The organism is Mycolicibacterium lacusdiani, from assembly GCF_021916785.1.
GTDB classification, from domain to species: Bacteria; Actinomycetota; Actinomycetes; order Mycobacteriales; family Mycobacteriaceae; genus Mycobacterium; species Mycobacterium lacusdiani.
The window spans coordinates 217,929-236,797 of sequence record NZ_JAKCFC010000003.1 but is presented as its reverse complement, the minus strand read 5'-3'; the positions used below and the strand labels follow the sequence as shown (position 1 = coordinate 236,797).

Genomic DNA, 18,869 nt, shown 5'->3' with positions numbered 1-18,869 from the left:
GTCGAGATCGTCGTCGCAGCGGCAGCCTTGAAGCGTGTACGTACACGACCTGATCGACCAGGCGGGCGGCTTGGTGACGACGTCCCAACTCACAGCGGTGATGTCGCGGAAGATGCTGGCCACCCACGTTCGTACCGGGGACATCGTGCGGGTGTGCCACGGCGTTTATGCCCGGAGGCCGCCGGACGTCATGGGAACGCTGGCGGCACTGGACTTGATGGTTGGCCAGCCGCTCGTCGCCTGCATGGGTACCGCGGCATGGCTGTACGGATTCGACACCGAGCGCGACGGCCGAGTCCACGTGCTCGACCCCGCGGTTCGACTGCGCCCCACCACGGGCGTCATGGTTCACCAACGCGCGGGCGCCCCGCTGCGCCGAGTCAAGGGTAGGCTGACGACAGCGCCGGCATGGACCGCGGTCGAGGTGGCGCGGACCTTGCGGCGGCCGCGCGCACTTGCCACGCTCGACGCCGCACTGCATGTCGGGGCGTGCACGGTGGCCGAGCTCGAGGCGGCGGTGCACGAGCAAAAGGGGCGGCGAGGGATCGTCGGTGTGCGGGACTTGTTGTCGTACGCGGACGGTCGCGCCGAATCCCCGATGGAAAGTGAAGCACGCCTGGTCTTCATCGATCACGGTCTGCCGCGACCGGAACTCCAGTTCGAGATCGTCGATCATTGCGGCGACCTCTGGCGAGCCGACTTCGCCTGGGTCGACGCGATGGTCGTTGCCGAATACGACAGCATGGAGTGGCACGCGAACCCGCAGGCGTGGAAGCGCGACCGGATCAAAGCCGAGCGGTTACGCGATTGCGGATATACCACCGTTCCGATCGTCGTGGACGACGTCCGATGTCAGCCCTACGAGTTGGCGAGCCGGATACGCCGCCTCGTCACGTGAACGAGGTCGGCGAGCAGACGCAAAGTCCCCTGAGTCAGCCGAAAGGAGGGGCTTTTGCGTCTGCTCGCGGGAGGAAGCGGGCCCGCCGCGGCACCGGCGAGGGCGTCGGTGACACGACCTAGACTGGCGGCGTGTTGATCGGCTCACATGTCCACAACGACGATCCGCTGGCCGCCGCGGAGGCGGACGGCGCAGACGTCGTCCAGTTCTTCCTCGGCGACCCGCAGAGCTGGAAGAAGCCCAAGCCCCGCGAGGACGCGGAGGTACTCAAGGCGTCGACGACGCCGCTGTACGTGCACGCGCCCTATCTGATCAACGTGGCGTCGGCCAACAACCGCGTCCGTATTCCGTCGCGCAAGATCCTGCAGGACACCTGCGACGCCGCAGCCGAGGTGGGCGCCACCGCGGTGATCGTGCACGGCGGGCATGCCGACGACAAGGACATGGAGGCCGGCTTCGAGCGGTGGGTCAAGGCGCTCGACCAGCTCAAGACCGACGTGCCCGTCTACCTCGAGAACACCGCGGGCGGCGACCACGCGATGGCCCGGCACTTCGACACCATCGCCCGGCTGTGGGACCGCATCGGCGACATGGGCATCGGCTTCTGCCTCGACACCTGCCACGCGTGGGCCGCGGGGGAGGCGCTCATCGACGCCGTCGAGCGGATCAAGACCATCACCGGACGCATCGACCTGGTGCACTGCAACGACTCTCGCGATGCCGCCGGGTCGGGCGCCGATCGGCACGCCAACTTCGGCATGGGCCAGATCGACCCGCAACTGCTCGTCGCCGTGGTCGAGGCCGCCGACGCGCCGGTCATCTGCGAGACGTCGGACGAGGGTCGCAAGGACGACATCGCGTTCCTGCGGGAGAACCTCGGCTGACGTCTCTCAGACGCCGGCGCCGTCGACCTAGAGGGCGCTCGCGTTCTTGGCGGCTTCGATGGCGTCGTTCTCCGCGATCACCGTCACCACCGTCGACACGACGGGCTTCGGGGTCCAGTCCGGCCGGAACAGGCCGAACGAACCTTCCACCGCATCACCGTCGGCCCTGTCGACCAGGGTGTGGATGAACGCCGGCCCCGCGTAGGACAGGGCGCGCCAGCCCCGCAGGAAGTCGCCGATGTACGCCGCCTGGTTGGCGTCGGACGCCTCCGACGACGGCTGCCCGTATTCCGTCGCCCAGATCTTCTTGTGACCGTCGCCGTTGGCGACCATCAGGGCGTAGATCCGGTTGGCCTGGCTGATCGGCGACTCGAACATGTACCCGCCCTGGGAGAACGGCGTCGTGTACTGGTACGGGTGGAAGGACAGGGCGTCGAAGTAGCCGGCCGCCCCGGCCTTGTACATCTCGTCGACGAATCGCACCGGGTTGACCGTGAGGTTGAACCAGTCGAGCGTCGCACCTACCGACGCCGCCACGACGACCGCGTTGGGGTCAGCGGCTTTGATGGCGGGGTAGGCGGCCTTGAGCAGCGCGGTGTACTGGGCGGCGTTGGGCCCGGGTTGCCAGAACATGATCGCGTTGGGCTCGTTCCAGACCTCCCATGCCGTGACCTTTCCCTTGTAGCGCGCGGCCGCGGCGCCTGCGAATGCAGCGAATTGTGCGTTATTGGCGGGCATTCCGGCCAGCGGTGTCGTGTTGGCCACCGACGCCCACACCGGCGGCGAGTTCAGGATGCCCAGCACCTTGATGTTGCGCGCCGCAGCACCGTTGATCACGCGGTCGACGGCACTCCAGTCGTTCCAGCCCGGTAGGGGTTGGACGGCGGCCCACGGCACCAGCACACGGAGGTCGGTGATGCCGACGGACTGCAGCTTGTCGAGCGCAGTGTTGAGGTCGGCTTGGGAGTAGAACAGCAGATCCGGCACGTGGATGGCGACGCTGGTCGGGCGTTGATCGATGGCGTTCGCCACCGGCGGCACGATGGTGACCGACACCGTCGTGGTGGTGGCCGCTCCCAGCGCATCCCTCACCGTCACGGTGAACACGTCGGTGTCGACTCCAGGCGTCACCAGAGCGGTGTAGCGGGCGTCCACGGTGGGGGTGTAGGTGTACGCACCGGTGACGGCGTCGACCTTCACGACACCCTTCTTGGGTCCCGTGACGACCGTGTAGGTGAGTGCGTCGCCCTCGGGGTCGGTCGCGGTGACGGTGCCCGTCACGGTTCCAATCGCCGACGACGAACTGCCAACGGTCGCACCGCCGGTCACGGGGGCCTGGTTGCCGGCCGGGTACGCCGTGATGGGTGCGCTCAGGGTGAACGTCGCCGTGCCGCCGTAGCCGTCGGAGACGGTGATGGTGAGCGCCTCGACCTTCGCGGCGGCGGTGGCGCCAGGCGCCGATGCGGCGTCGCGGGCGGCGGTCGACGGGGTGTAGGTGAAGCTGCCGTTCGCTCCGATGACCAGCGTGCCCTTCAGCGGTGTGGTCGAGGTGAACGTCAGCGGGTCGCCGTCGGGGTCGACGGCCGTCAGGGTGCCGCTCACGACGCCCGTCTTGCCGTCGGTCTGAGTCACGGTGGCCGAGCCGCCGGTGGGCTTGGCGTTGGCGGGGCTGACGGTCACGGTGATCGCCGTGGTCACGACACCGCCGTGTCCGTCGCTGACGGCAACGGTGAAGGTGTCCTGCTTGTCGGCGATCGTGGCGCCGAGCTTCTGGGCGGCGTGGCGTGCGGCGGCGGTGGGGGTGTAGGTGAAAGCGCCTGTTGCCGTGAGCGTCACGGTGCCCTTGCCGGGCGCGACGGACGTCGAGTAGGTGAGGACGTCCCGGTCCGTGTCCGTGCCCGTGACCTTGCCGGTGACCACACCCGTCGAAGTGTTGGGCGCGCCAACGGTCTTGGTGATCGTGGGCACCGCGTTCTTGGGGCTGATGTTCACCGTGACGGTGGTCGTGACGACGCCACGCCTGCCGTCGGTCACCGTCACCGTGAACGTGTCGGTGGTGACGCTGGCCGGCGCGCCGACCGTTGAGGCGTTGTGCCGGGCGGCCGCGGTCGGCGTATAGGTGTAGCCACCCGTGGCCGTGAGCGTCAGGGTCCCCTTGGTCGGGGCACCGGATACGGTGTACTTCAGCGGATCTCCGTTCGGATCGGTCACCCCGAGGGTGCCGGTGACGGCGCCGGTCGTCGCGTTCGGTGCGCCCTTCGTCGGGGTCCCTGCCACCGGAGCCGCGTTCGGCGCAGTCAGCGTGACGACCCGCACCACGCCTGCCACGCGGTCCGTCACGTACATCTCCGTGCCGTCGGGGGTGACGAAGGAGGCCGGGCGTTGTGACGCGTCGGTGGTCGGCACGGTGGCGACGGCACTGATCAATGCGCCCGTCGCAGCCGCGAACGACCCGACGCGACCGGCGGCATCGGTCACGAACAACGTGGTGCCGTCTCGGCTCACGGCCAGCGCGGTGGGCGGTAGGCCGCCGATCGAGAAGTTCCCAATGTTGACGCGGGTCTTGGTGTCGACGACCGACACGGCCCCGTCTTCGGTGCCGACGTACAGCCTTGAATTGTCGGGGCTGACGACCAAAGACGTTGCCCTGGTGGTCAATCGGACGACTTGCGTGGTCGTCGTCGACGTCGGGGCAAAGGACAGGATGGCGGTGCCGCCGGTGGGCGTGTCCGTCGCGACGTAGACGCGCGTGTTGTCGGGGCTGGGCGCGATGGCGGTCGGGCGGAAGCCGCCCGGCATGGTGGTCGTGGTGGCGACCAGGTTGGTCGAGGTGCTGATGCGCACGACCTTGCCCGCGTCGTAGCTCAACACGTACGCAGACCCGCCGGTCGGGCTCATGGTGATCGAGGTCGGCTTGGCGACGGCGATGGTCGCCACGCGGGCTCCGGTCACGGCGTTCAGCACGGTCACGGTGTTGCCGGTCGAGCTGGAGACGTAGATCCGCGTGCCGTCCTGCTTGACGGCGATGCCGTCGGGTGCGACACCGGCGGCGTAGGTGCCCAGCACCTTGGCGGTGACCGTGTCGATGATCGTGACGGTGCCCGCCTCGCGGTTCGTCACGAAGGCGCGAGTGTTGGTGGCGGCGATGGCGCCGGCCCCGGTCACTCCACCGATGTCGGTGCGGACGCCCATCGGGATGGCCGCGATCGGCACGTTGATCTGAACGGGCACCTTGTTGACCCCGTCGGACACGGTGACCGTCATCGCGATGGCGCCTGCCCCCGAGGGGTTGATGCCGGCGAGGAGTCGCTGCGCCGTGGTGGGCGTGTAGGTGAACGTCGCGGTGGTGGCGTTGTAGACGATCGTCCCGACGGCGGGCTTGGTGGTCAGGGTGATCGTCGGCTTCACGCCTTCGGGGTCGGAGGCGACGATCGTGCCCGTCACGGCGCCGGTCAGCGGGTTGGGCACGAGGAACGTTGCCGTCGCCGTTGGCGCTTGGTTCACGACGGCCGTGGCGACGACCTGGGCCGAGGCCAACCGCATGGCCGTCGGTGCGGGTTCGGTCACCGCTGCGGTTCCGATCTCGCGGCGGGCCGCCGCGAGGAACATCCACGCCAGCGGCGATTCCGTCCAGCCGCGCTGCATTGCCGACAGCCATGACGTCAGTGCGGGCGCCACGACATTGCTCAGGACCATCGACACGACGTTCTGCACCGGAGCGACGGCGACGGCGGGTGCCGGGGGAGTGGGCGTCAGCGACACCGGGGCGATGGTCCTGGACGCGACCACCGGCGCTGCCGGTGCGGTCGTGGCCGACGGGGACTGCGCCGTGGTGGCCCGCGTCGCGGACGACGTCGTCTCCGTGGCGGTCGAGGAGGTGGCAGCCGATCCGCTGATGGTCGCGACGGGAGTGGTGTCGCGGGATGCCGTGTCGCCGTCGTCGTCGTTTCGCGGCTTGTTGGTGCCGGTCGGCTCCGCCGCGTTGGAGCCGTACGTCGACGTCTGCGCCCCACCGGAGTGGGAGACGATCACGCCGGGCGCCACGTCCACTGTCGTGGCCGAGCCGGTAGTGGCCGAGCCGGTGGTGGGCGTGGGTCCGGTGGGCACGGCGTCGTTCGTCACGGGCGAGGTCGTCGCGGAATCGGTCGTCTGCGACGCGGTCGTGTCGGCAGGCGACGGTGAGGAGCCGGCGGCGGTTGCGCCATCGCCAGTTTCCTGGCTCGCAGCAGTCGTCGAGTCACCGGCGGCTTCTGGGCTCGCCCAGGCGACGCCTGCCGGTGTGGCGATGGCGGTGCCGACGCCCAAGGCGACCGCAAGGGCGCCCACTCGACCTACGAAATTGCTGTATTGCATGACGCACGACCCCAAATGCTCAGGACGAAGCCCCTCGTGCGCAGTAGTGCGCACGAGGGAATTCGGAGAAACGATAAATGGTTTGACGTCGTCGTCAGTTTAGCTGATGAAATACGTTGCTGCACCCCGGTTCAACTAATTTGCTATAGCCGCGATAATGGTATGAATGTCCAGTTGAGATGGTATCAAACGTCATAGCCATCGGTGTCTGATCTTGTTTGCTTGCCAAATCGGGTAAATGGTACGTGAAAGTGAGAACATCGGCCTCGTTACGGAAGTGGCGAATGGTTCGACCAATCAAGATCGAGTAACGGGCGTGTCATCTCAGCGCGGATCCACCGGTGAATGGCAACTCGCCGCGGCCGACCACGGGCGTGATGAACGCGCCTCGAACTGTGGATGGCCGAGCGGTTAACTAGTCTGACTCGGGGAATGGCGGTACCGGCGCCGCAATCCCGAGTCCCTTCGCGCGAGCGGCTCGCACGATGTCAGCTCCGGCGAAAGGTCGATGTGTCTGCGATTGACGATGGACCGTCGATCGGTTTCGCGCGTGTCCTGGATCCGCCCGCCGCCCGGGACCGGCGTGGTGAACGGCTGCGGATCCTGCGGTGGCTGGCAATCGCGGCGTGGGCGTTCGTCATCGTCTACCGCACCGTCACCGACGGGTTCGCGTTCAACCGGGAACTGCTTCTCCTCTACATCGCGACGGGCTTGCTCGTCGCGAGCATCGGTCGCGGCCGCCGCATGTTCTACGTCGTCCGCGACTGGCTGCCCTTCGCGGTGGTCCTGCTTGCCTACGACCTGAGCCGCGGCGCGGCGACGCTCGTCGGCAGGCCGACGCTGTGGCACTGGCAGGCCGACGCCGACCGGTGGTTGTTCGGCGGGACGATGCCCACGGTCTGGCTGCAGGAGCGCCTCAAGGTGCCGGCCACGCCGTGGTGGGAAGTGGTCATCAGCACCGTCTACATGTCCTTCTTCATCCTTCCGTACGTGGTTGCGGCGGTCCTGTGGCTGCGCAACCGCGAAGAGTGGAAGGCCTTCGTCAAACTCTTCGTTGGGCTGTCGTTCGCGGCACTGGTCGTATACGCGCTGGTGCCCGCGGCGCCGCCGTGGGCAGCCGCCCGGTGTACCGCTGCCGACGTCGCCGCTGGTCCGTCCGGACCGAGGTGCATGTTCCGCTCCCCGCGCGGCGTGCCCGACGGCGGAATCCTCGGCGCAATGCAGACCAGCCAGGACGGCGCGAATCCGTGGATCGAGCGGATCGTCACGCGCGGCTGGGGGAAGCTCAACCTGCACTCAGCCGGAGCGCTCATCGACCAGGGGCAGGCGAACGTCAACCTCGTCGCCGCCATCCCGTCGCTGCACGCCGGGATGTCCGCCGCCATCGCCGCGTTCCTCTGGCACCGCGTCAACAAGAAGTGGCGCCCGGTGTTGGTGGCCTACGTGCTCATCATGGCGTTCACGCTCGTGTACACCGCCGAGCACTACGTCGTAGACATCCTGCTGGGCTGGGCCTTCGCCGCCGTGGTCGCTCTGGCGATCAACTGGCACACCGCGTGGCGGCGCCGGCGGTCACAGGCCCGTGAGATAGACCTTGCGCAGGGTCTCGGTGACCGTCCAGACGGTCTCGGCGCCGGCCGCGAGCCGGACCACGTCGCCAACCTGCAGATGCAGGGTGGGGCTGTCGTCGGCGAACGCGACGGTGGCTGACCCCGCGAGCACCACGAACACCTCCTCGGCCTCGACGTCGCTCATCTGGCCTGGCGTCATCTCCCACACGCCGACTTCGAGCCCGGCGAGTTCGGTCACGGGGTGAACTGCGGTCGTCGGCGCACCGTCGAGCGACTGATCGGCCGGGACCGGCGCGCGGTCGAGGTCGATGGTGGCAGCATGGACGACGGTGTTCGGTTGCACCCAGACACTGTGCCGCCTGGGCCCACGCGTGTCACGTAGGGGAAACGACCGTATTACGCATCTTGTGCGATTGTCGGCAAAATGTAACAGTGGGGGCATGGCTGATACCCACGTCGTCACCAATCAGGTTCCGCCGCTGGAGGAACACAACCCGGCGACCTCGGAGGTGTTGGCCGAAGCCCTCGTTCGCGAGGGCGGCGGATGGGGTGCCGACGAGGTCAACGAGTTGGGCGCGCTATGCGGCACCGCGCAGGCGCAGCGCTGGGGTGAACTGGCCGACCGCCACCGTCCCGTGCTGCACACCCACGACCGCTACGGGAACCGCGTCGACGAAGTCGAGTACGACCCCGCCTATCACGAACTGATGACCGTCGCCGTGAGCCACGGCCTGCACGCGGCGCCGTGGGCCGACGACCGGCCGGGCGCCCACGTGGTTCGCGCGGCGAAGACGTCGGTGTGGACACCCGAGCCCGGCCACCTATGCCCCATCTCCATGACCTATGCGGTCGTGCCCGCGCTGCGCTTCAACCCCGAACTCGCCGCCGTCTACGAGCCGCTGCTCAGCAGCCGCGTCTACGACCCGGAGATGAAGATCCCCAATCGCAAACGCGGCATCACCGCAGGCATGTCGATGACGGAGAAGCAGGGCGGTTCCGACGTTCGGGCGGGAACCACCGAGGCCGTGCCGAACGGTTTCGGCACCTACAGCATCACCGGGCACAAGTGGTTCACGTCGGCGCCCATGTCGGATGTCTTCCTCGTCCTCGCCCAGGCGCCCGGTGGGCTCACCTGCTTCCTGCTGCCGCGCGTGCTTCCCGACGGCACCCGCAACCGGATGTACCTGCAGCGACTGAAGGACAAGCTCGGCAACCACGCCAACGCCTCCAGCGAGGTCGAGTACGACGGCGCGATCGCCTGGCGCGTGGGCGAGGAGGGCCGGGGCGTACCGACCATCATCGAGATGGTCAACCTCACCCGGCTCGACTGCACGCTCGGCAGCGCCACCAGCATGCGCACCGGCCTGACCCGTGCGGTGCACCACGCGCAGCACCGAAAGGCGTTCGGCGAGTATCTGATCGATCAGCCGCTGATGCGCAACGTCCTCGCCGACCTCGCCGTCGAGGCCGAGGCGGCGACGATGCTCGCGATGCGAATGGCCGGTGCCACCGACAAGGCGGTGCACGGTGATCAGCGCGAGACCTTGCTGCGGCGCATCGGGCTGGCCGCGGGCAAGTACTGGGTGTGCAAGCGCGCCACCCCGCACGCGGCGGAGACCATGGAGTGCCTCGGCGGCAACGGCTACGTCGAGGAGTCCGGGATGCCCCGGCTGTACCGGGAGGCCCCGCTGATGGGCATCTGGGAGGGCTCGGGCAACGTCAGCGCGCTGGATACGTTGCGCGCCATGGCCACTCGGCCGGAATGCGTCGAGGTGCTATTCGACGAACTCGCGACGGCCGCGGGCCAGGATGCCCGCTACGACGCGCACGTGACGGCGCTGCGCCAGACGCTCGGCTCCGCGGACGACGTGGCGACGATCCAGTACCGAGCGCGCAAGGTGGCCGAGGACATCGCGCTGGCGCTGCAGGGCGCGCTGCTCATCCGGCACGGGCACCCTGCGGTGGCCGAGGCGTTCCTGGCCAGCAGGCTCGGCGGGCAGTGGGGCGGTGCGTTCGGGACTTTGCCGACCGGGCTGGACCTGGCGCCGATCATCGAGCGCGCGCTGGTCAAGGGATGACGGCCCGTCGCGAGCGTGCGCGAACTCGGGTTTTGGCGCGGCGTGTCGCCCGCAGACACGCACGCTCGCCGAGGGTGGTGACGACCTCGTGACGCATGCGATCCGGCCGGTCGACTTCGACGACCTCAAGACGATGACGTACGAGGTGACCGACCGCGTCGCTCGGATCACCTTCAACCGTCCCGAGAAGGGCAACGCGATCGTCGCCGACACCCCGCTCGAACTCTCCGCACTCGTCGAGCGCGCCGACCTGGATCCGGCAGTGCACGTGATCCTGGTGTCCGGCCGGGGCGAGGGGTTCTGCGCGGGATTCGACCTGTCCGCGTACGCCGAGGGTTCGTCGTCGGCCGGTGGCGGCAGTCCCTACAAGGACACCGTGCTGTCGGGCCGCACCCAGGGCATCAACCACCTGCCCGATCAGCCGTGGGATCCGATGATCGACTACCAGATGATGAGCCGGTTCGTCCGTGGGTTCTCCAGCCTGATGCACGCCGACAAGCCGACCGTGGTCAAGATCCACGGCTACTGCGTGGCGGGCGGCACGGACATCGCACTGCACGCCGATCAGGTGATCGCCGCGTCGGACGCCAAGATCGGTTATCCGCCGATGCGTGTCTGGGGAGTGCCCGCTGCGGGCTTGTGGGCGCACCGGCTCGGCGACCAGCGCGCGAAACGCCTTCTGTTCACCGGTGATTGCATCTCGGGAACGCAGGCGGCCGAGTGGGGCCTGGCCATCGAGGCGCCCGAGCCCGCCGACCTCGACGAGCGGACCGAGCGCCTCGTGGAGCGGATCGCGGCGATGCCGGTCAACCAGTTGATCATGGCGAAGCTCGCGCTCAACACCGCGCTGCTGCAGCAGGGCATCGCCACCAGCCGGATGGTCAGCACCGTCTTCGACGGCGTGGCCCGGCACACCCCCGAGGGTCACGAGTTCGTCGCCCGGGCACGCGAACACGGCTTCCGCGACGCCGTGCGCGGTCGCGACGAGCCCTACGGCGACGCGGGACGCCGCACCTCCGGGGTATGACCGATGTCGCCGCCGCGCAGGGACCACGGCCCTCGCGCGCGGACGCGTCGACGGCGCTGGCCCGCATGACCGCGCGATCGGTGGTGCTGAGCGTCCTCCTGGGAGCACACCCCGCGTCGGCATCGGCGGCCGAACTCATCCGCCTCACAGCGGACTTCGGGATCCGCGAGTCGACTTTGCGGGTGGCGCTGACCCGGATGGTCGCGGCCGGTGACCTGATCCGGTCGGCCGACGGGTACCGGCTGTCGTCGCGCCTGCTGGCACGGCAACGGCGACAGGACGATGCGCTGGACCCGAAGCCAAGGCGGTGGGACGGGACGTGGACGACACTCGTCGTCACCAGCGTGGGCACCGATGCCCGCAACCGGGCTGCACTGCGAACCGCGCTGTGCGAGATGCGGTTCGCCGAACTGCGGGAGGGCGTCTGGATGCGCCCGGCGAACCTCGACCAGGTCGTGCCCGACGCGCTGCGTGACCGGGTGCGCGTGCTGACGGCGCGCGACGACGATCCCGCCGGCCTCGCAGGCCGCCTGTGGAACCTGTCGGGCTGGTCGGCGACGGGGCACCGGCTCCTCGACGAGTTGTGCTCTGCGCCAGACGTACCCGGCCGCTTCACCGCCGCGGCCGGCATCGTGCGTCACCTGCTGACCGACCCCGTGCTGCCCGACGAGCTGCTGCCTGCCGACTGGCCAGGCGCCGCACTGCGGTCTGCCTACCTCGACTTCGCCGCCGATCTGACGGCGCGACGCGACGACACCGAGCTGATGGAGGCGACATGAGTGGTCCGGCGGGCAGGAGCGCAGCGACCGGGGGAATGGTCCCGGATGGTGGGAGCGCAGCTGCAGGCCGAGGCGGCGTGCGGGTGGAGCGCAACGGCCCGGTGACCACGGTGATCATGGATCGACCTGCGGCACGCAACGCCGTGAACGGTCCGGCGGCCGCCGAGTTGTACGCCGCGTTCGACGAGTTCGATCGCGACGACGATGCCTCCGTCGCCGTCCTGTGGGGTGACAACGGAACATTCTGCGCGGGAGCGGATCTCAAGGCGTTCGGCACGCCGGACATGAACCCGGCGCACCGCACGGGCCCCGGCCCGATGGGACCGACGCGCATGGTGCTGTCCAAGCCGGTGATCGCGGCGGTCAGCGGGTACGCCGTTGCCGGCGGGCTCGAACTGGCGCTGTGGTGCGACCTGCGGGTGGCCGAGGAGGACGCCACCTTCGGCGTGTTCTGCCGGCGTTGGGGCGTGCCGTTGATCGACGGGGGCACCGTGCGACTGCCCCGGCTCATCGGTCAGAGCCGGGCGATGGATCTCATCCTCACCGGCCGCGCGGTCGGGGCGCAGGAGGCGCTGCAGATGGGTCTCGCCAACCGGGTCGTCGGCAAGGGCGACGCTCGCCGGGCGGCCGAGGAGTTGGCAGCCGAACTCGCTGCGCTGCCGCAGCTGTGCATGCGGTCCGATCGGCTGTCGGCGATGGGGCAGTGGGGCATGTCGGAGGCCGAGGCCATCGACACCGAGTTCGCCAGCCTGTCCCGGGTCTCGTCCGAATCCCTGGCTGGCGCACGGCGTTTCGCCGACGGCGCCGGGCGGCACGGCACCCAAGCTTGATCGCGTGGGCTCAGCCCTTGTCGACCTTGTTGCCCGAGCCGCGGTCCTCGACCTTCGGCTCACCCTCGCGGTAGCTGACCGTGTTGTTGAGGCCGACCACGGTGAGGCTGTCGTCGACCCTGTCGAACGTGATCTTGTTGTCCGCTCCGCCGATGTTCACGCTGGCGCAGGTGCCCTTGACGGTGAGGGTGTTGTTCGAGCCACCGACGTTGAGCGACTTGCCATCCGAGCAGTCGATGTCCGCGGTGGTCCCGAACGAGCCGTAGTTGATGGTGTTGCCGATCTCGACCTGCGCGCCCGAGCTGCCCGCAGATCCGGAGGGGGAGTTCGTGTCGCCGCTGTTGGCGCCGCAGCCGGTGAGTCCCCAGGCCGCGGCGGTGATGCTCAGCGCTGCGATCAGGATCCGGGAGTGGGCGCGCATGCAGTCCCTCGCTTCGTCGTCGGCGGCGTCAATTCGACGCCGCCCCAAGACTACGCGGGGACGCGGTCGATCCGGTTGGTCATGCCGAGTTCGCGGCCGCGGTCCCAGACCTTCGGCGCGCCGGTGCGGTAGTACACCGTCTGATCGAACCCGTAGACCGTGATGTCGTTGACGACGTTGTCGGCGATGACGGTGTTCGAGGAACCCTGCACCGAGACGCCCCAGCACGAACCCTTGGCGGTGATGAAGTTGCTGGTGCCCACGATGATCAGCGCCGCATCGTTGCAGTCGATCGTCTGGGAGATGCCCTGCCCGGTGATGTGGGTGTCACCGTTCTTCGCCGCGGCCGACGGCGCACCGGCGATCAGCCCCGAGGCCACCGTCACCGAGACCGCGGTCATCGCGACCGCGAGCGTGCCCGCCGACTTCGGCCCGCACGGCGCCTTGATGCTCATGGTGCTCCCCTCGCGAACAGCGATTCCGATCGTCGCAGCCTACGTTGCCCGACCGCGCCCGCGTCGGCGGTTCGCAGCAACCAATCCGGGTCGACCGGTGATCCCTGCCGACGGCCAGGTGAACGGTTAGAGTCATTAGTTGGTCCACGCCACGGCGGCGACCGATGAACCGACCACCGACCGAAGGACGCGTGACTCATGGCAGCTCGGTCGGAGGCAGTCTCCGCGGGCGGCCGCACGAAGAGTCCCACCAGAACCACCAAGCTGAGCCGCGACGCCATCGTCAACGCCGCCCTGACGTTCCTGGACCGCGAAGGCTGGGACGCACTCACGATCAACGCCCTGGCCAACCAGCTCGGCACCAAGGGGCCGTCGCTCTACAACCACGTCCAGAGCCTCGACGACCTGCGCCGGACCGTGCGGATGCGGGTCATCGACGACATCATCGGCATGCTGAACAACGTCGGGCAGGGGCGCACGCGCGACGACGCCGTGGTCTCCATGGCCAGCGCCTACCGCAGCTACGCCCATCACCATCCGGGTCGGTACTCGGCCTTCACCCGGATGCCGCTGGGGGGCGACGACCCCGAGTACACCGCGGCCACCCGCGCCGCGGCAGGACCGGTCATCGCGGTGCTCGTCTCCTATGGGATCGACGGCGAGAACGCGTTCTACTCGGCGCTCGAGTTCTGGTCGGCGCTGCACGGTTTCGTGCTGCTGGAGATGACCGGCGTCATGGACGACATCGACACCGACGCGGTGTTCACCGACATGGTGCTGCGCCTCGCTGCCGGCATGGAGAGACGATGAGCGCTTGCGCGGCGCACCGTGTCAGCGCGTCGCCGCACGTCGGCCGGGATCGTCGTCTAACGTCGCTGGCGTTCACCGTGACGCGGTGACCCGCCCGAACGAACGCCGGGTGACGGGTCCCCTAACTTCGACATCGACGAAGTGGACCCATGTCACCTGCAGCGATGGCGCCATGGCGGCGCTTTGACCTGCGCCATGCGCGACGGGTATCGTGGACGCTCGTGCCTGGCCAAGGCGCTTGCGAATGAAGTAGTACCTGCAAGCATGCCTGCACGCCGGGCCAATTCGCATGTTCACCGCGCATCGAACCAATGATGCGCGCGAGCGCGCGACACGCCCGGTCGCGGGGGACGCGGCAGGACTGAAACCGCAGTACAGAGACTTGAAGCACCACCCGAATACAGCAAGCAGCACCACGGAGAGACACAGAAAGCCGGTACATGCCAACCATCAACCAGCTGGTCCGCAAGGGCCGCCGCGACAAGATCGCCAAGGTCAAGACCGCGGCCCTCAAGGGCAGCCCGCAGCGCCGCGGTGTGTGCACTCGCGTGTACACCACCACCCCGAAGAAGCCGAACTCGGCACTTCGCAAGGTGGCGCGCGTGAAGCTGACCAGCGCGGTCGAGGTCACCGCCTACATCCCGGGTGAAGGTCACAACCTGCAGGAGCACTCGATGGTGCTGGTGCGTGGCGGTCGTGTGAAGGACCTCCCCGGTGTGCGCTACAAGATCATCCGCGGCTCGCTCGACACCCAGGGTGTCAAGAACCGCAAGCAAGCCCGCAGCCGTTACGGCGCCAAGAAGGAGAAGAGCTAATGCCGCGCAAGGGGCCCGCGCCGAAGCGCCCGCTGGTCAACGACCCGGTCTACGGATCGCAGCTCGTCACCCAGCTCGTCAACAAGGTGCTGCTGGACGGGAAGAAATCCCTCGCCGAACGCATTGTCTATGGTGCGCTCGAACAAGCTCGCGAGAAGACCGGCACGGACCCCGTGGTGACGCTCAAGCGCGCCATGGACAACGTCAAGCCGGCCCTCGAGGTTCGCAGCCGCCGCGTCGGCGGTGCCACCTACCAGGTGCCCGTCGAGGTCCGTCCGGAGCGTTCGACGACCCTCGCCCTGCGCTGGTTGGTCGGGTTCTCCAAGCAACGCCGCGAGAAGACCATGGTCGAGCGCCTGGCGAACGAACTCCTCGACGCCAGCAATGGCCTGGGCGCAGCAGTCAAGCGCCGCGAGGACGTTCACAAGATGGCCGAGGCGAACCGGGCCTTCGCGCACTACCGCTGGTGATCTCCGGCCCGCGGTCGTGCTGACCGCAGGGCGCTACACACACCTAACTAGCAAGCGAAAGAGTGGGATTTAGCCGTGGCACAGGACGTGCTGACCGACCTCACGAAGGTCCGCAACATCGGCATCATGGCGCACATCGACGCCGGCAAGACGACGACGACCGAGCGCATCCTCTACTACACCGGTATCAGCTACAAGATCGGTGAAGTTCACGATGGCGCGGCCACGATGGACTGGATGGAGCAGGAGCAGGAGCGGGGTATCACCATCACCTCCGCTGCCACCACCTGTTTCTGGAATGGCAACCAAATCAACATCATCGACACCCCCGGGCACGTCGACTTCACCGTCGAGGTGGAGCGTTCGCTGCGCGTGCTCGATGGCGCCGTCGCCGTCTTCGACGGCAAGGAGGGCGTCGAGCCCCAGTCCGAGCAGGTGTGGCGCCAGGCCGACAAGTACGACGTTCCGCGCATCTGCTTCGTCAACAAGATGGACAAGCTGGGCGCCGACTTCTACTTCTCGGTCCGCACGATGAAGGAGCGCCTCGGCGCCAACGTCATCCCGATCCAGCTGCCGATCGGCTCCGAAGGCGACTTCGAAGGCGTCATCGACCTGGTCGAGATGAACGCCAAGGTGTGGCGTGGCGAGACCAAGCTCGGTGAGACCTACGAGACCATCGAGATCCCCGCCGAGCTGCAGGACAAGGCCGACGAGTACCGCAACTCGCTGCTCGAGGCCGTCGCCGAGACCGACGACGCGCTGATGGAGAAGTACTTCGGTGGCGAGGAACTCTCGATCGAAGAGATCAAGGGCGCGCTGCGCAAGCTGACGATCTCGTCGTCGGCCTACCTGGTGCTCTGCGGCAGCGCGTTCAAGAACAAGGGCGTGCAGCCCATGCTCGACGCCGTCATCGACTACCTGCCCTCGCCGCTGGACGTCGAGTCGGTCAGTGGACACGCCCCGGGCAAGGAGGACGAGATCCTCGTCCGCCGGCCGTCGACCGACGAGCCCTTCTCCGGGCTGGCGTTCAAGGTCGCGACGCACCCGTTCTTCGGCAAGCTGACCTACGTCCGCGTCTACTCGGGCACCGTGGAATCCGGCAGCCAGGTCATCAACGCGACCAAGGGCAAGAAGGAGCGTCTGGGCAAGCTGTTCCAGATGCACTCCAACAAGGAGAACCCGGTTGAACGGGCCTCCGCCGGGCACATCTACGCCGTGATCGGTCTCAAGGACACCACCACCGGTGACACCCTGAGCGATCCGCAGCACCAGGTCGTGCTCGAGTCGATGACCTTCCCCGATCCCGTGATCGAGGTCGCCATCGAGCCCAAGACCAAGAGCGACCAGGAGAAGCTGTCCCTGGCCATCCAGAAGCTCGCCGAAGAAGACCCGACCTTCAAGGTGCACCAGGACGACGAGACCGGCCAGACCGTCATCGGCGGCATGGGCGAATTGCACCTGGACATCCTCGTCGACCGCATGCGTCGCGAGTTCAAGGTCGAGGCCAACGTCGGCAAGCCGCAGGTCGCCTACAAGGAGACCATCAAGCGCGCGGTCGACAAGGTCGAGTTCACCCACAAGAAGCAGACGGGTGGCTCCGGCCAGTTCGCGAAGGTCCTCGTCAGCATCGAGCCCTTCTCGGGCGAGGACGGCGCGACCTACGAGTTCGAGAACAAGGTCACCGGTGGCCGCATCCCGCGCGAGTACATCCCGTCGGTGGATGCCGGTGCGCAGGACGCCATGCAGTACGGCGTGCTGGCCGGCTACCCGCTGGTGAACTTGAAGCTGATCCTGCTCGACGGCGCATACCACGACGTCGACTCCTCGGAGATGGCCTTCAAGATCGCTGGATCCCAGGTACTGAAGAAGGCTGCCGCGCAAGCGCAGCCGGTCATCCTGGAGCCGGTCATGGCCGTCGAGGTCACCACCCCGGAGGACTACATGGGTGAAGTGATCGGCGACCTGAACTCCCGCCGTGGCCAGATCCAGGCCATGGAGGAGCGCAGCGGTGCGCGCGTCGTCAAGGCGCAGGTGCCGCTGTCCGAGATGTTCGGCTACGTCGGCGACCTCCGGTCGAAGACCCAGGGCCGGGCGAACTACTCCATGGTGTTCGACTCGTACGCCGAAGTTCCGGCGAACGTGTCGAAGGAGATCATCGCGAAGGCCACCGGTCAGTAGTCCGGTACTTTGCAGACCACACAACTGAACACATCAACACACCTGCTTTAAGTAAAAGCACCAACAAGTCCAGGAGGACACCACAGTGGCGAAGGCGAAGTTCGAGCGGACGAAGCCGCACGTCAACATCGGGACCATTGGTCACGTTGACCACGGCAAGACGACGCTTACGGCAGCAATCACGAAGGTTCTGCACGACAAGTACCCCGATTTGAACGAGTCGCGCGCATTCGACCAGATCGACAATGCGCCCGAGGAACGTCAGCGTGGTATCACGATCAACATCTCCCACGTGGAGTACCAGACGGAGAAGCGCCACTACGCGCACGTCGACGCACCTGGTCACGCTGACTACATCAAGAACATGATCACCGGTGCCGCCCAGATGGACGGTGCAATCCTCGTGGTCGCCGCCACCGACGGCCCGATGCCGCAGACCCGTGAGCACGTGCTGCTCGCCCGCCAGGTCGGCGTGCCCTACATCCTGGTCGCGCTGAACAAGGCCGACATGGTCGACGACGAGGAACTCCTCGAGCTCGTCGAGATGGAGGTCCGCGAACTGCTGGCCGCCCAGGAGTTCGACGAGGACGCCCCCGTCGTGCAGGTCTCGGCGCTCAAGGCCCTCGAGGGTGACCCGAAGTGGGTCGAGTCCGTGGCCAAGCTCATGGAGGCCGTCGACGAGTCCATCCCGGACCCCGTGCGCGAGACCGAGAAGCCGTTCCTCATGCCCGTCGAGGACGTCTTCACGATCACCGGCCGTGGCACCGTGGTGACCGGTCGCGTCGAGCGTGGCGTGATCAACGTGAACGAGGAAGTGGAGATCGTCGGCATCAAGACGACCACCACCAAGACGACCGTCACCGGTGTCGAGATGTTCCGCAAGCTGCTCGACCAGGGTCAGGCCGGCGACAACGTCGGTCTGCTGGTTCGTGGCATCAAGCGCGAGGACGTCGAGCGCGGCCAGGTCGTCGTGAAGCCCGGCACCACGACGCCGCACACCGAGTTCGACGGCAGCGTCTACATCCTGTCGAAGGACGAGGGTGGCCGTCACACGCCGTTCTTCAACAACTACCGCCCGCAGTTCTACTTCCGTACGACGGACGTGACCGGCGTGGTGACCCTCCCCGAGGGCACCGAGATGGTGATGCCCGGTGACAACACCGACATCTCCGTCAAGCTGATCCAGCCCGTCGCCATGGACGAGGGCCTGCGCTTCGCGATCCGCGAGGGTGGCCGTACCGTCGGCGCCGGCCGTGTGACCAAGATCAACAAGTAGTCGTTGGTCTGAACCAGTACCGCT

15 protein-coding genes and 1 pseudogene are annotated in these 18,869 nt (G+C 67.6%); 12 read left to right on the top strand and 4 right to left on the bottom strand.

What is annotated here, in order from left to right; genetic code table 11:
• Nucleotides 1–34 precede the first annotated feature (34 nt).
• Both LOK44_RS10860 and LOK44_RS10855 read left to right on the top strand, forming a co-directional pair.
• Nucleotides 35–898, top strand: a complete 864-nt coding sequence (locus LOK44_RS10860) for a type IV toxin-antitoxin system AbiEi family antitoxin (RefSeq protein ID WP_372481218.1) — start codon at nt 35–37, stop codon at nt 896–898.
• Nucleotides 899–1,029: 131 nt separating this feature from the next.
• On the top strand, nt 1,030–1,782 hold the full coding sequence (locus LOK44_RS10855; RefSeq protein ID WP_237569986.1) for a deoxyribonuclease IV: 753 nt from the start codon (nt 1,030–1,032) through the stop codon (nt 1,780–1,782).
• Nucleotides 1,783–1,809: 27 nt separating this feature from the next.
• Here LOK44_RS10855 and LOK44_RS29940 read toward each other — a convergent pair whose 3' ends face one another.
• On the bottom strand, nt 1,810–6,108 hold the full coding sequence (locus tag LOK44_RS29940; protein ID WP_237569985.1) for a cadherin-like domain-containing protein: 4,299 nt from the start codon (nt 6,106–6,108) through the stop codon (nt 1,810–1,812).
• A gap of 537 nt (nt 6,109–6,645) precedes the next feature.
• Here LOK44_RS29940 and LOK44_RS10845 point away from each other — a divergent pair.
• Nucleotides 6,646–7,845 carry a phosphatase PAP2 family protein gene (locus LOK44_RS10845; RefSeq protein WP_372481217.1) on the top strand — a complete coding sequence of 400 codons (1,200 nt, stop codon included), beginning with the start codon at nt 6,646–6,648 and terminating at the stop codon, nt 7,843–7,845.
• Here the strand turns inward: LOK44_RS10845 and LOK44_RS29935 are convergent.
• Nucleotides 7,783–8,148, bottom strand: a pseudogene (locus tag LOK44_RS29935) (cupin domain-containing protein); the annotation flags it as partial. The gene LOK44_RS10845 and the pseudogene LOK44_RS29935 overlap by 63 nt on opposite strands.
• On the opposite strand from LOK44_RS29935, the gene LOK44_RS10835 reads away from it, so the two are divergent.
• The 4 genes from LOK44_RS10835 to LOK44_RS10820 all read left to right on the top strand — a co-directional run bounded on the left by LOK44_RS10835 (nt 8,147) and on the right by LOK44_RS10820 (nt 12,420).
• A complete protein-coding gene (locus tag LOK44_RS10835) occupies nt 8,147–9,784 on the top strand; it encodes an acyl-CoA dehydrogenase family protein (protein ID WP_237569983.1) in 1,638 nt (545 codons plus the stop codon). The pseudogene LOK44_RS29935 and the gene LOK44_RS10835 overlap by 2 nt on opposite strands.
• A gap of 88 nt (nt 9,785–9,872) precedes the next feature.
• Entirely contained in the window at nt 9,873–10,811 is a 939-nt protein-coding gene (locus tag LOK44_RS10830) for a crotonase/enoyl-CoA hydratase family protein (RefSeq protein ID WP_237569982.1), read from the top strand.
• Between the two features lie 56 nt (nt 10,812–10,867).
• The gene (locus tag LOK44_RS10825; RefSeq protein WP_237570580.1) at nt 10,868–11,590 is read left to right on the top strand and encodes a PaaX family transcriptional regulator C-terminal domain-containing protein; all 723 of its coding nucleotides are present in this window, start codon (nt 10,868–10,870) and stop codon (nt 11,588–11,590) included.
• 35 nt (nt 11,591–11,625) lie between these two features.
• Nucleotides 11,626–12,420 carry a crotonase/enoyl-CoA hydratase family protein gene (locus LOK44_RS10820; RefSeq protein WP_237570579.1) on the top strand — a complete coding sequence of 265 codons (795 nt, stop codon included), beginning with the start codon at nt 11,626–11,628 and terminating at the stop codon, nt 12,418–12,420.
• 10 nt (nt 12,421–12,430) lie between these two features.
• Here LOK44_RS10820 and LOK44_RS10815 read toward each other — a convergent pair whose 3' ends face one another.
• Nucleotides 12,431–12,841 carry a DUF3060 domain-containing protein gene (locus LOK44_RS10815; protein WP_237569981.1) on the bottom strand — a complete coding sequence of 137 codons (411 nt, stop codon included), beginning with the start codon at nt 12,839–12,841 and terminating at the stop codon, nt 12,431–12,433.
• A gap of 50 nt (nt 12,842–12,891) precedes the next feature.
• The gene (locus tag LOK44_RS10810) at nt 12,892–13,242 is read right to left on the bottom strand and encodes a DUF3060 domain-containing protein (RefSeq protein ID WP_163924804.1); all 351 of its coding nucleotides are present in this window, start codon (nt 13,240–13,242) and stop codon (nt 12,892–12,894) included.
• A gap of 252 nt (nt 13,243–13,494) precedes the next feature.
• Between LOK44_RS10810 and LOK44_RS10805 the strand changes: the two genes are divergently transcribed.
• The 5 genes from LOK44_RS10805 to tuf all read left to right on the top strand — a co-directional run bounded on the left by LOK44_RS10805 (nt 13,495) and on the right by tuf (nt 18,845).
• Nucleotides 13,495–14,106 carry a TetR/AcrR family transcriptional regulator gene (locus LOK44_RS10805; RefSeq protein ID WP_163918993.1) on the top strand — a complete coding sequence of 204 codons (612 nt, stop codon included), beginning with the start codon at nt 13,495–13,497 and terminating at the stop codon, nt 14,104–14,106.
• Nucleotides 14,107–14,546: 440 nt separating this feature from the next.
• Complete coding sequence (gene rpsL, locus LOK44_RS10800; protein WP_135126427.1) at nt 14,547–14,921, top strand: 30S ribosomal protein S12; 375 nt, start codon at nt 14,547–14,549, stop codon at nt 14,919–14,921.
• Nucleotides 14,921–15,391, top strand: coding sequence for a 30S ribosomal protein S7 (gene rpsG / locus LOK44_RS10795; protein ID WP_048630016.1), 471 nt, complete (start codon nt 14,921–14,923; stop codon nt 15,389–15,391). The genes rpsL and rpsG overlap by 1 nt, the downstream gene beginning before the upstream one ends.
• A gap of 75 nt (nt 15,392–15,466) precedes the next feature.
• Entirely contained in the window at nt 15,467–17,569 is a 2,103-nt protein-coding gene (gene fusA, locus LOK44_RS10790; RefSeq protein WP_308192730.1) for an elongation factor G, read from the top strand.
• An 85-nt stretch (nt 17,570–17,654) separates the two neighbouring features.
• Nucleotides 17,655–18,845 carry an elongation factor Tu gene (gene tuf / locus LOK44_RS10785; RefSeq protein ID WP_163918991.1) on the top strand — a complete coding sequence of 397 codons (1,191 nt, stop codon included), beginning with the start codon at nt 17,655–17,657 and terminating at the stop codon, nt 18,843–18,845.
• Nucleotides 18,846–18,869 lie beyond the last annotated feature (24 nt).

Bases quoted from the DNA above. Each gene is read 5' to 3' on its own strand.
- LOK44_RS10810 (WP_163924804.1), bottom strand. From the start codon at position 13,242: ATGACCGCGGTCTCGGTGACGGTGGCCTCGGGGCTGATCGCCGGTGCG.
- rpsL (WP_135126427.1), top strand. From the start codon at position 14,547: ATGCCAACCATCAACCAGCTGGTCCGCAAGGGCCGCCGCGACAAGATC.
- LOK44_RS10815 (WP_237569981.1), bottom strand. From the start codon at position 12,841: ATGCGCGCCCACTCCCGGATCCTGATCGCAGCGCTGAGCATCACCGCC.
- LOK44_RS10820 (WP_237570579.1), top strand. From the start codon at position 11,626: ATGGTCCCGGATGGTGGGAGCGCAGCTGCAGGCCGAGGCGGCGTGCGG.
- LOK44_RS10835 (WP_237569983.1), top strand. From the start codon at position 8,147: ATGGCTGATACCCACGTCGTCACCAATCAGGTTCCGCCGCTGGAGGAA.
- LOK44_RS10805 (WP_163918993.1), top strand. From the start codon at position 13,495: ATGGCAGCTCGGTCGGAGGCAGTCTCCGCGGGCGGCCGCACGAAGAGT.
- rpsG (WP_048630016.1), top strand. From the start codon at position 14,921: ATGCCGCGCAAGGGGCCCGCGCCGAAGCGCCCGCTGGTCAACGACCCG.